Source organism: Cohnella sp. GbtcB17 (genome assembly GCF_019091135.1).
GTDB lineage: Bacteria > Bacillota > Bacilli > Paenibacillales > Paenibacillaceae > Cohnella.
The window spans coordinates 196776-208600 of the sequence record NZ_JAGXJW010000005.1; the positions used below are offsets into that span (position 1 = coordinate 196776).

General features: G+C 63.9%; 14 protein-coding genes. 12 read left to right on the forward strand and 2 right to left on the reverse strand.

Annotation, left to right across the window (positions count from 1 at the left end; translation table 11 throughout):
• Nucleotides 1-114 precede the first annotated feature (114 nt).
• Both rsmD and coaD read left to right on the forward strand, forming a co-directional pair.
• Nucleotides 115-678 carry a 16S rRNA (guanine(966)-N(2))-methyltransferase RsmD gene (rsmD, locus tag KVT38_RS04205; RefSeq protein WP_217592432.1) on the forward strand — a complete coding sequence of 188 codons (564 nt, stop codon included), beginning with the start codon at nucleotides 115-117 and terminating at the stop codon, nucleotides 676-678.
• Between the two features lies 1 nt (nucleotide 679).
• Nucleotides 680-1198, forward strand: a complete 519-nt coding sequence (gene coaD / locus KVT38_RS04210; RefSeq protein WP_217592433.1) for a pantetheine-phosphate adenylyltransferase — start codon at nucleotides 680-682, stop codon at nucleotides 1196-1198.
• A 102-nt stretch (nucleotides 1199-1300) separates the two neighbouring features.
• Here coaD and KVT38_RS04215 read toward each other — a convergent pair whose 3' ends face one another.
• On the reverse strand, nucleotides 1301-2572 hold the full coding sequence (locus KVT38_RS04215) for a hypothetical protein (RefSeq protein ID WP_217592434.1): 1272 nt from the start codon (nucleotides 2570-2572) through the stop codon (nucleotides 1301-1303).
• Nucleotides 2573-2763: 191 nt separating this feature from the next.
• Here KVT38_RS04215 and KVT38_RS04220 point away from each other — a divergent pair, with 191 nt between their 5' ends.
• Entirely contained in the window at nucleotides 2764-3219 is a 456-nt protein-coding gene (locus KVT38_RS04220) for a GNAT family N-acetyltransferase (protein WP_217592435.1), read from the forward strand.
• Between the two features lie 13 nt (nucleotides 3220-3232).
• On the opposite strand, the gene KVT38_RS04225 is transcribed toward KVT38_RS04220, so the two are convergent.
• Nucleotides 3233-4468, reverse strand: a complete 1236-nt coding sequence (locus KVT38_RS04225; RefSeq protein WP_217592436.1) for a nucleotidyltransferase — start codon at nucleotides 4466-4468, stop codon at nucleotides 3233-3235.
• Between the two features lie 154 nt (nucleotides 4469-4622).
• Here KVT38_RS04225 and KVT38_RS04230 point away from each other — a divergent pair, with 154 nt between their 5' ends.
• From KVT38_RS04230 to fabF, 9 genes are all read left to right on the forward strand, one after another.
• The gene (locus KVT38_RS04230) at nucleotides 4623-5150 is read left to right on the forward strand and encodes a YceD family protein (RefSeq protein WP_217592437.1); all 528 of its coding nucleotides are present in this window, start codon (nucleotides 4623-4625) and stop codon (nucleotides 5148-5150) included.
• Nucleotides 5151-5216: 66 nt separating this feature from the next.
• Nucleotides 5217-5390, forward strand: a complete 174-nt coding sequence (gene rpmF, locus KVT38_RS04235; RefSeq protein ID WP_090117460.1) for a 50S ribosomal protein L32 — start codon at nucleotides 5217-5219, stop codon at nucleotides 5388-5390.
• A 108-nt stretch (nucleotides 5391-5498) separates the two neighbouring features.
• Entirely contained in the window at nucleotides 5499-6083 is a 585-nt protein-coding gene (gene fapR, locus KVT38_RS04240; protein ID WP_217592455.1) for a transcription factor FapR, read from the forward strand.
• A complete protein-coding gene (gene plsX, locus KVT38_RS04245; protein WP_217592438.1) occupies nucleotides 6080-7069 on the forward strand; it encodes a phosphate acyltransferase PlsX in 990 nt (329 codons plus the stop codon). The genes fapR and plsX overlap by 4 nt, the downstream gene beginning before the upstream one ends.
• An 11-nt stretch (nucleotides 7070-7080) precedes the next feature.
• Nucleotides 7081-8067: a beta-ketoacyl-ACP synthase III gene (locus tag KVT38_RS04250; protein WP_254638962.1), complete on the forward strand. Its 987-nt coding sequence runs from the start codon at nucleotides 7081-7083 to the stop codon at nucleotides 8065-8067.
• A gap of 26 nt (nucleotides 8068-8093) precedes the next feature.
• A complete protein-coding gene (fabD, locus tag KVT38_RS04255) occupies nucleotides 8094-9023 on the forward strand; it encodes an ACP S-malonyltransferase (RefSeq protein ID WP_217592439.1) in 930 nt (309 codons plus the stop codon).
• 63 nt (nucleotides 9024-9086) lie between these two features.
• On the forward strand, nucleotides 9087-9839 hold the full coding sequence (gene fabG, locus KVT38_RS04260; protein WP_217592440.1) for a 3-oxoacyl-[acyl-carrier-protein] reductase: 753 nt from the start codon (nucleotides 9087-9089) through the stop codon (nucleotides 9837-9839).
• 133 nt (nucleotides 9840-9972) lie between these two features.
• On the forward strand, nucleotides 9973-10206 hold the full coding sequence (acpP, locus tag KVT38_RS04265; protein WP_090117455.1) for an acyl carrier protein: 234 nt from the start codon (nucleotides 9973-9975) through the stop codon (nucleotides 10204-10206).
• Between the two features lie 376 nt (nucleotides 10207-10582).
• Nucleotides 10583-11824 carry a beta-ketoacyl-ACP synthase II gene (gene fabF, locus KVT38_RS04270; protein ID WP_217592441.1) on the forward strand — a complete coding sequence of 414 codons (1242 nt, stop codon included), beginning with the start codon at nucleotides 10583-10585 and terminating at the stop codon, nucleotides 11822-11824.
• The last annotated feature ends 1 nt before the right edge of the window (nucleotide 11825 follow it).

Here is an 11825-nt window from a genome sequence, read left to right on the forward strand (position 1 = left end):
TCCCGCAGACGGCTCGATATGGTAACATAAGCCTCATCCAAGCCGCGGCGGACCCGCGGCTGTCTTGCTGTCAAATCGGGGCAAACCATGTAACGCGGGGGTCGAACAACGCAGATGAGAGTCATATCCGGAGAGGCGAGGGGAAGGCCGCTCAAGGCGGTGCCGGGGCAGACGACCCGCCCGACGACGGACAAAGTGAAGGAAGCCCTCTTCAGCATGATCGGGCCTTATTTTGACGGAGAGCGCGTGCTCGATCTGTTCGCCGGCACCGGCGGACTCGGGATCGAAGCGCTCAGCCGAGGCGCAGGGAAGGCCGTCTTCGTCGACGCGAACATGCGCAGCATCGAGGTCGTGCGCGCCAATCTGGCTGCGACGCGGCTTGCGGACAAGGCGGAGGTGTACCGTCAGGACGCTGGCAAAGCGATCCGTCTGCTGGAGCAGCGCGGCGGCGAGCCGTTCGACCTGGTGTTCCTGGATCCGCCTTATGCCATGAAAAATTGCGACGAGCTTCTGCTGGATCTGACGGCGCGCGGACTGGCGGACGAGCGTACGGTGGCGGTCATCGAGCATGAGTCCGCCTTCGCGTACGGGGAGCGAATCGGCATATTCGAGCGGCGAAGGCTTGCGCTGTACGGCGAGACCGCGATTTCCATCTATAGATACGGAGGCGAAGCCTAAGATGAACGCCAAATCGAACCGGTCGGAGAGCGAGCATCGCATCGCGGTGTACCCGGGCAGCTTCGACCCGGTCACGTTCGGACATCTTGACATCATCCGGCGTTCGGCGAAGCAGTACGACAGATTGATCGTCGCGGTGCTGAACAATACGACCAAAAGCCCGCTGTTCACGGTCGAAGAGCGGACGAGCCTGCTGCTCGAAGTGACGAAGGATCTGCCGAACGTGGAGATCGGGAGCTTCAGGGACCTGCTCGTGCGTTATATGCGGTCGCAGCAGGCTCAAGTGATCGTGCGGGGCATCCGCTCGGTCACGGACTTCGAGTACGAGCTGCAGATGGCTTCGACGAATCGTCAGCTCGACGAGGGAATCGAGACGATTTTTATGATGACAAATCCCAAATATTCGTATCTCAGCTCGAGCATCGTCAAAGAGATCGCCAAGTTCGACGGCGCGGTGCAGGATCTCGTGCCGCCGGCGGTCGAGGCGGCGCTGCGGGGCAAGTTCGGCAAGCGTGACTGACGATCGGCCGAAGATAGGCCAATGATCGGCCAAACGGGCGCCTTCCGCGACGATATTGCGGCGGGCGCCCATTTTGCCGTCTTGGCCGATGCCTGCCCGCAATTATTTCGGGCGCTTGCCGCCTCTGCGGCGAGGCGAGATGAGCGCCGCGAGCAGGGCGAGCAGGACGAAGATGCCGAGACAGGCGATCGCGGCAAGCGTCGTCCCGGGCAGCAGCGCCCAGCCCGACGGGAGCGGGCCGGCCGCCGGCTCGGACGCGCCGAGCGAACCGGCGACGCCGCGCCATACCGGCGCGAGCGGCGCGAACCAGCCGCGCTCGGCGGCGACAGCGAGCGGGTAGGTCGCGGCCAGGGCGAGCGCGGCATGGAGCAGGCGGCCGGCAATGAAGCGAGACCAGGGGAACCGGCTGCCGCTCCAGGCGGCCCTGGCTTGAAGCAGGCCGCTGACGCCGCTCCAGGCGAGCGCCGCGGCGATAAGCGCGGCGGCTTTGGCCGGCGCTGACTCGAACAGCGCCGAGCGTCCGGAGGCATAGGCGCCGAGGTGCATTTCGTACAGGCTGGGAATCGTCAGCCAGGCGTCGTTGCCGGGCAGCGCCGTCTGCAAAATGCGCAGCACGACGGCGCTCATCATCATAAGTCCGCCGATCGCAAAAAGCGTGGCGACGGCGCTCGTGACGGCGTCGGCGGTCTGCTTGCCGAAGGGACGCGCGTCGTCGAGGCGCGCCTCCTGCATCGCCCGGAAGGCGCGGCGCAGGGCGGAGCCGGGTGGCCGGGCGGCAAGTTCGTCGTCGCGAGACGGTTCGTCGGACGACTCGGCGAACGGTTCGTCAGACACGGGATTGCGTCCGGATAACCGCGGCCACAGCATGCCCGCCGCGATGCCGGATATCCACAGCCCCGTGACGATCGCCCATCCGTAGACGGGGGCTTGCAGGAAGCCGCTGCCGACCACGACGATGACGAGAAACGGATTCGGCATGTGCGACAGCAGCAGCAGCGACTCGGCCTCGCGCCCGCGAATCAGGCCGCGGTCCCGCAGGCGCGCCGTCTCTCTGGCGCCGGCGGGCATGCCTGCGGTCCAGCCGAAGGCCGCGACCCAGCCCGCCGCAGCGGGCAGCTTGAACAGCCGGCGGAACAGCGGACTGCCGAGTGCCGCGATGCCGTGAAGCAGGCCCGAGGCGGCGAGCAGCTCGGCAAGCATGAGCGGCGGGAGCAGGCCTGGGAAGACGGTGTCCCACCAGATTTCGAGTCCACCCAACGAAGCGCGGAACGCCTCGTCCGGCGATTTAACGATGCCTACGACGAGCGCCAGCGCGCAGCCACCGAGAAAAACGGAAATGAGAAACGATTTTTTGCGCGACGCGGATTCCGGCATGAACGCCGCCTCCTCACGCCCATTCGGGTCTAACGGATGGCTGGTGGTACCAAAGCGCCGCAGAAGCGCAAGACAAAGCCATGGCCGCTCAATGGGACATGGTACAATGTACGCATGCCCGTCCGGCGATAGACCAGCCTTGTCCGTGCAGGAGGATGCCGGGATGCGGCAGGCAAGAGGAGAGAGGAAATATGCGAATCGAAAGGTTAAGTCCCGCGGAAAGTCCGCCGATGGATTTGCTGCTGCTCGCCGATCCGTCGGAAAAGCTGATTGCGCAGTACTTGCGACGCGGGGCGTGCTATGTGGCGAAGACGGCGGATGAGGACCTTGTCGGCGTATACGTCCTGCTGCCAACAAGGCCGGACACGGCAGAGCTAGTGAACGTCGCGGTCGACGAGCGTCATCAGGGGCAGGGAATCGGCAAGGCGCTCGTCCTCCACGCCATCGACACCGCCCGGCGCGAAGGCTACCGGACGATCGAGGTGGGAACCGGCAATTCGAGCGTCGGACAGCTGGCGCTTTATCAAAAATGCGGGTTCCGCATCGTCGGCGTGGATATCGACTTCTTCGTCCGGCATTACGACGAGCCGATCTTCGAAAACGGCATCCCGTGCAGAGACATGATCCGCATGTCCCAGGATCTGTAAGCGGCGGTCGCCGTCACACTCGCACCGGCGGCTCCGTAAAATCCCGCCAGGCGTCGGCCGGCCGCGATGCGGTGAGCGCTGCGGCATAGACCGCGGTTGCCCGCACGTCCATCGCCAGATACGGCCAGTCGCCGTCCGCGGCGCTGTGGACGACCGGCACGGCGGCCGTCTTTTTCATGCGCTTCAGCAGCGCTTGTCCCCGCGCCGTGAAGCCAAGCACGCGGACGTACTGCACGCCCGCAGCCAGCCGCTCGGCATCGAGCTCTTCCTTCCGGTGGCCGAGCAGGATGCGCGCGAGCGTCCGCTGCAGCTTCGTGCGCGTGTACCGCTTCGTCTTGAGCAGGTCCAGCAGCTCGTCCACCCGCCAGGACCGTATATCCCTCAGCGCGCCCTTGATACGGTGCTCCAGCCCCTCGGTCACCTCGGCGTAGGTCGCCAGCTCCGAGGCAGGCAGTGAAGCGAGCAGATGGAACAGCGGCCGCGCGAAAGCGTCCCAAGTTACCGGGGCTTTGCCGGCAGCCGCCTCCCGGCGAAGCACCGCAAGCGTCGAAGCGGGCACATAAGGGGCGAGGCCGTCCAGCGCGCCGCCCGCTTCGCCGATGAGCTTGCGCAGCGCCGTGGCGCTGGCGATGGCGGTATCGGTAATCTCGGTTTGATTGTAGCCGGACTTTTCGCGCCGGATGGACAGCGCCCGCATCGGGCTGCCCAGCTTGCGCAGCGCGAGCAAATAATGAAGTCCGAGCGTATGGTTCGGCTCCGACAGACCAAATGAAGCATCGGTTTCGCCCGCCGCTTCCAGCAGCTCTCTGGCGGCCGCGGCGTACGCGCTCGGATAAGGCAGGCCCTTCTTCAGCAGCTCGGCGAGCCGCAGCCGCATCGACTCGGGCTCGGCGGCCAGCCGATCCGCGAGCCGGGACAGCGCGTCGGCGTCGCCGCTCTCGCTGCCGAAGCAGAGCGCGTCGCAGACGCCGGTGGCCGCCAGCGCGGCGACCGCGCCGTACGCGAACCATTGGGCCGGCTGCGCGCTGTAGGCGACGGGCAGCTCGAGCACGAGATCGCAGCCCGCGCGCAGCGCCATTTCCGCCCGGGACCATTTGTCCGCGACGGCCGGCTCGCCGCGCTGCAAAAAGTGGCCGCTCATGACGGCGATGACAGATTCGGCGTCCGTTATTTTGCGCGATTGTTGTATATGATAGAGATGACCGTTGTGAAGCGGATTGTATTCGACGACGACGCCGACGGTGGACATGGCGAACGCTCCTTTGAAGCGCGAATTAAGGATATGATAACATGAATGAAGGCTTGAATTCCCATTCGGGCCGCCCATGCCGTCCGGCGCGTTAAATGTTGACAAAAGCGTCGCGCCGCGTCTATAATTACTTTTGTTTGTTTGGAGTGATCATATGTTGCTCAACGTACAGGAGCTGAAGGCAGCCAAGGCCAGCAGCCTGACGCTGCACGAGACGATCGACGTCGCCGAACTGCTGTCGCAGGTGCCCGGCGTGCGTCCGGCCGGTCCGCTCGAAGCGGACGTCACGGCCGAGCCTTCCGGCGAGTTCGTCAAGGTAGCCGGCCAGCTGGACTGCAATCTCGAATGGACATGCGTTCGTTGCTTGACCAAGTTCGAAGAGCCGCTTCACATTCCTTACAGCGAGAGCTTTAAGCAAGTCTCGAAGGAAGTGGCGGATCTCGGAGAGCAGGACGACGAGGACTTCGTGCCGTTCCACGGCGATCAGTTGGAGCTTCGGCCTTATTTGACGGACGAACTGCTGCTGAATCTGCCGCTGTCGCCGACCTGCAGCGAAGACTGCAAGGGACTCGACCCGGAGACCGGCGAAGACCTGAACGGCAAGCCCGAGCGGCCGCGGCCGGTCAAGATCGATCCGAGGCTGGAGGCGCTCAAAGGCTGGTTCGATTCCGAACGTTCATAACGACATCGAAATAGGAATGCCGATAGAGGCCGCTTTCGCTTTCGACTCTGGTAAGGAGGTGGGAACATGGCAGTACCTTTTGGCAAAACATCCAAAGCCCGCAAAAACAAGCGCCGGACGCACTTCAAATTGGTCGTTCCGGGTTTGGTCAAGTGCGAACAATGCGGAGAACTGAAAATCTCGCACCGCGTGTGCAAGGTTTGCGGCACGTACAAATCCCGCGAAATCATCAAGCAATAATGAAATAACGCGTCCCGGCGTGACTAGCGTCAAGGCGCGTTTTTCTTTATGTCGGATTGGCACCAGGTATCAGTATGAACATATAAGGCGGTGTCGCCCATGGAACGCATGCCCAAAAAGCAACGCCATCAGCAGCTCGCCCGCCTCATCGAAGAAAATCCGTTCCTGACCGACCGGGAATTGACCCGCCTGCTCAAAGTGAGCATCCAGACGATCCGGCTCGACAGGCTGGAGCTGGCGATTCCGGAGCTGCGCGAGCGGCTCAAGCTGATGGCGGAGCGCTCCTACGATCCGGTCCGATCGCTGCCGCTGCACGAGGTGATCGGGGACATCCTCGATCTGCAGCTCGACAAGAGCGGCATCTCCATGTTCGAGATTCGGGACGAGCACGTCTTCTCCCGCAGCGGCATCGCGCGGGGGCACCACGTATTCGCGCAGGCGAACTCGCTCGCGGTCGCCGTCATCAACGACGAGATCGCGCTGACCGCGTCGGCGGATATCCGGTTCATTCGTCCCGCGAGACTCGGGGAGAAGTGCATCGCAAAGGCATACGTGAGATCCAGCGGCGTTCAGAAAGGCAAGGCGAAGGTGGAGGTATTCACTTACGTCGGCGACGAAATGGTGTTTCAAGGCAACTTTGTGATTTATCGCTCCGCAGGCGCTGCGGACGTGGAAGGAGCGGGAGAGGCATGAAAATCGCGATAGATGCGATGGGCGGCGACCATGCGCCCCGCTCGACGGTAGAAGGCGCACTGGCCGCGGCCTCGCAGTGGCCGAAGGCGGAGCTGCTGCTCGTCGGGCGGCCCGAGGCGCTGAGTCCACTGCTGGGCGTCGGCAAGCCTTCGAACGTGACGGTCGTGCCCGCGGCCGATATCATCGAGCCTGACGACGAGCCTGTTCGCGCCGTGCGCCGCAAGCCGGACGCTTCGATGAACGTAGCCGCCCGCATGGTGAAGGAGGGCGCCGCCGACGCGATGATCTCGGCGGGCAATACCGGCGCTCTCATGGCCGCGGGGCTGCTCGTGCTGGGCAGGCTCAAAGGCATCGACCGGCCGGGCCTGACCTCGCTGTTCCCGACGACGGACGGCAAGGGCGTTCTGACGCTCGATCTCGGCGCCAATATGGACGCGAAGCCCGAGCACCTGCTGCAATACGCGCTTATGGGCAGCATGTACAGGCAGAAGGTGCACGGACTGGCGAAGCCCAAGGTCGGACTGCTGAACGTCGGCACCGAAGCGGCCAAAGGCAACGAGCTGAGCAAAGCCGCGTTCGAGCTGCTCGAGACGGCGCCGATCCACTTTATCGGCAACGTCGAAGCGCGCGACGTGCTCGGCCGCAGCTGCGACGTGCTCGTCTGCGACGGGTTTTCGGGCAACATCCTGCTCAAAGCGATCGAAGGCGCCGCCGAGACGGTGTTCGGCCTGCTGAAGCAGGAGCTGACGAGCAGCCTGCGCTCGAAGCTGGCGGCGGCCGTTCTGCGGCCTAACTTCAGGCGCGTCGGAAAAATGATGGACTACAAGGTGTACAACGGCGCGCCGCTGCTTGGCGTGAACGGTCTGATCGTCAAGAGCCACGGCTCCTCGGACGCCAATGCGACGATGCATGCGATCCGACACACGGTAGCCGCGATCGACAACGGACTCATCCCTGCATTGGCCGAAGAATTCGGCGGAAAGTGAGAGAGAAGACGATGAATGGAATTCCCGTAGGCGTCCTCGGCATCGGCAAGTACGCGCCGGAGCGCCGACTGACGAACCAAGAGCTCGAGCAAATGGTGGAGACGAACGACGAGTGGATCGTGAGCCGCACAGGCATTCGCGAGCGCCGCATTGCGGCCGAGCACGAGGCAACGAGCGATCTGGCGTACGAGGCGGCCGTCAGGGCGCTGGCGTCGGCCAACATCACGGCGGATCAGCTTGATCTGATCATCGTCGCGACGATTACGCCGGACATGTTTTTTCCGTCGACCGCCTGCATCCTGCAGGACCGGCTCGGCGCGAAGAAGGCGGCCGCGTTCGATCTGTCAGCCGCCTGCTCCGGCTTCATCTACGGGCTCGCCAACGCATCCGGCTTCATCGCGCTCGGCATGTACAAGTACGCGCTCGTCATCGGCGCCGACACGCTGTCCAGGATCACGGATTATACCGATCGCAACACCTGCGTGCTGTTCGGCGACGGCGCGGGCGCCGTCGTCATCGGCGAAGTGCCCGAGGGACGCGGCTTCAAATCGTTCGAGCTCGGCGCCGACGGCGCCGGCGGCCCGCATCTGCGCATCCAGGGCGGCGGCTCGCGCCAGCCTTCGTCCGAGGAGACGGTCGCCGGCAAACGCCACTTCATCGAGATGAACGGGCGCGAGGTGTTCAAGTTCGCGGCCCGGATCATGGGCAATGCCGCGGAAGAAGCGCTGCGCAAGGCGGGCGTCGACAAGTCCGAGATCGATCTGCTCGTGCCGCACCAGGCGAACATCCGCATCATTCAAGCCTCGCTCGAGCGGCTCGAGCTGCCGCCGGAGAAGTGCGTGATCAATGTGGATCGCTACGGCAACATGTCTGCGGCTTCGATTCCGCTCGCGCTGGCGGAAGCCGCCGAGGAAGGTCGCGTGAGCGAAGGCGATACGATCGCGCTCGTCGGCTTCGGCGGCGGTCTGACTTGGGGCGCTTCGGTATTGGTCTGGTAAAGGATAGAGGAGGCTGACGAACGATCATGGGCAAAATCGCATTCGTATTTCCCGGCCAAGGGGCGCAGGCGGTCGGCATGGGCAAGGACGCCGCCGAAGCGTTCGAAGCTTCACGCAGCATTTTCGAGGCCGCCGACCGGGCGCTCGGATTTTCCGTATCGGCGCTTTGCTTCGAAGGGCCGGAGGATTCGCTCCGCCAGACCGCAAACACCCAGCCGGCGCTGCTCGCGACCAGCGTCGCGCTGCTTGAGGCGTTCAAGGCGCGGGGCGTGAAGCCCGACTACGTCGCCGGCCACAGCCTCGGCGAGTACAGCGCGCTTGTCGCGGCGAACGTCCTCGACTTCGCCGACGCGCTCCGGCTCGTTCGCGCGCGCGGCACGTTCATGGAAGAAGCTGTGCCAAGCGGCCAAGGCGCGATGGCGGCGACGCTCGGCGCCGAGCGGGAAGCGCTTGACGCGCTCTGCCGCGACATTACGTCCGGCGGCGCGCTGGTCGAACTTGCCAACGTCAACTGCCCGGGACAGATCGTCGTATCCGGCTCGGCCGCCGGCGTGGCGGCGGTCGTCGAGCGCGGCAAGGAAGCGGGCGCCAAGCGGGTCGTCCCGCTGGACGTCAGCGGCCCATTCCACTCGTCGCTCATGCGTCCCGCGGCGGACCGTCTCGCGGCCAAGCTCGACGAAGTCGCCTTCCGCGACGCGGAGGTACCGGTGATCGCCAATGTGACGGCGACCGCGGTCAGCGAAGGCGCACGCCTGCGGGAGCTGCTCGTGGAGCAGGTCGTGTCTCCCGTGCTTTGGGAAGACAGTATTCGCTACCTGATCGGCGAGGGAGTGGATACGTTCGTCGAGATCGGGTCGGGCACCGTGCTGGCCGGATTGATCAAGAAGATCGACAAGACGGTGCGGGTTGTGTCCGTGAACGGCGCGGCCGGCGTGAACGAGGCCAAGCTCGGTTAAAGCGGAGCGCCGCTGAACGAAGTCGGATTTGGTGATTATGCCTAACGCGAGAGGGGTAATAATATGGCGGAGTTTGATCTAAGCGGCAAAGCCGCGCTCGTGACCGGCGCATCGCGCGGCATCGGCAGGGCCATCGCGCTCGCGCTCGCCGAAGCCGGCTGCGACGTCGCCGTGAATTACGCGGGCGGCGAGGCTGCGGCAAGAGAGACGGCGGACGCGATCGAAGCGCTCGGCCGCAAGGCGATCGTAGTTCAGGCGAACGTCGGCAAGGCGGCGGAGTTCGACGCGATGGTGCAGACCGCGATTGAGGCGTTCGGCAAGCTCGACATTCTCGTCAACAACGCCGGCATCACGCGGGACAACCTGATCATGCGCATGAAGGAAGAAGAATTCGACGCCGTCATTGAGACGAATCTCAAAGGCGTGTTCAACGGCATCAAGGCGGTCACCCGTCCGATGATGAAACAGCGCTACGGGCGCATCATCAACATTTCCTCGGTCGTCGGCGTGCTAGGCAACGCGGGACAGGCGAACTACGTGGCGGCTAAAGCCGGCGTCATCGGACTGACGAAGTCCGCGGCGAGGGAGCTGGCGTCGCGCGGCATCACGGTCAATGCGGTAGCGCCGGGCTTCATCGAGACGGACATGACCGACAAACTCCCGGCCGATCTTCGGGAAGCGATGCTGAAGGACATTCCGCTTGGCCGCATGGGCAGTCCGGAGGAGATCGCGTCGAGCGTGTTGTACCTGGCGTCGGACGGCGCGTCTTATATGACCGGCCAGACGATCCACGTCGACGGCGGCATGTATATGTAAAACGCTGCCGTACCCCGGCGGACGCAGGTTCGCGGGCGTGCGGCGCACCGGATGAAGGGGCTTTCGCGGAACCGTTTACGCGCTGGCTTTTTGTCCATCTATCTCGTATAATACCAAAAGGGAGGTGAACCGGATGTCCGATGTATATGATCGCGTTAAACGCATCGTGGTCGAACGCCTGGGTGTAGAAGAGGCCGAAGTCACCAACGAAGCGAACTTTAAGGATGACTTGGGCGCCGACTCTCTCGATGTCGTCGAACTGGTAATGGAACTCGAAGACGAATTCGACTTGGAGATCTCCGATGAGGATGCAGAGAAGATCACTACGGTGGGAGAAGTCGTAAATTACATACAATCTCATGCCTAACTGATCTGTCAAGGTCCCGCTTCGAAGAGCGGGACTTCTCCACATTACGCATCCATTTTTTGGGTCTGCGGCCCGGCGGCCTTCCGTGTTCGGACGGTCCCGGGCCGTCGCTACCTATATCGGGCCGGGTATGCGCCCGCCGCTGCGGTCGCCGTATTTATTAGAACGATTCATCCCGCGCGGACGAATCGCTGCAATAAATGACGGGAGCCGTCCCCACGCGGTCGCCGGCTTGTGTACGTTAGAATTGCTTGTCATCCGTTCCGGGAGTCCGGGCGCTTGCCGCGTCCGGACGGCCCGGATTTCTACGCGAAACGGGCTCGTCCGTCAAAGGCGCGCCGAACGTTTACGCATCGGCTGAAGAGGTGAACATGGTTTGACACATCGTGTAGTAGTTACCGGCATGGGAGTGGTCACCTCCCTGGGCACGGATTTGAATACGTTTTGGGACAGCCTGCTCGCCGGCAAGTCGGGCGTAAGCCTCATCGAGGCGTTCGATACGGCCGACTATCCGACGAAGATCGCGGCCGAGGTGAAGAACTGGGAGCCCGAAGCGCACGGCATCGACAAGAAGGAAGCGCGCCGGATGGACCGCTTCGTGCAGTTTGGCCTTGCGGCCTCGCTCAGTGCCGTCAAGGACGCGGGACTCGAGATTGGCGTCAACGCCGATGCCGACCGCGTCGGCGTGAGCGTCGGCTCCGGCATCGGCGGTCTCGGCACCTGGGAGGACCAGCATACGATCCTGATGGAAAAGGGTCCGCGCCGCGTCAGTCCGTTCTTTATCCCGATGATGATCGCGAACATGGCGAGCGGCCAGATCTCCATCGTGACGGGCGCTAAGGGCCCCAACACGACGGCCGTCACGGCTTGCGCGACGGGCACGCACTCGATCGGCGATTCGTACAAGCTGATCCAGCGCGGCGACGCCGACGTCATGATCTGCGGCGGCGCCGAGGCGACGATTCGCCCGATCGCGGTCGCCGGATTTTCCAACATGCGCGCGATGAGCACGCGCAACGAAGAGCCCGAAAAGGCGAGCCGCCCGTTCGATACGGACCGCGACGGCTTCGTTATGGGCGAAGGCGCGGGCGTACTCATCTTGGAGTCGCTTGAGCATGCGACCGCGCGCGGCGCGCATATCTACGCCGAGGTGATCGGCTACGGCATGAGCGGCGACGCTCACCACATGACCGAGCCGGATCCGGACGGCGCGGCGCGCTGCATGGCCAGAGCGATCAAGGACGCGGGTATCGCGCCCGAGGAGATCGGCTACATCAACGCACACGGCACCTCGACGCCTGTCGGCGACAAGTCCGAGACCGAGGCGATCAAGCGAACGTTCGGCGAGCATGCGCACAAGCTCGCGGTGAGCTCGACCAAGTCGATGACCGGCCATATGCTCGGCGCCGCCGGCGGTGTCGAGGCGGTCATCGTCGGCCTGGCGCTCCAGAACGGCGTGCTGCCGCCGACGATCAATCTCGACAACCAGGATCCCGAGTGCGACCTGGACTACGTCCCGAACGAGCCGCGTCAAGCGGACGTGAAGGTGGCGCTGTCGGATTCGTTCGGCTTCAGCGGTCACAATGCGACCGTAATTTTAGGCAAATACGAGGCATAAC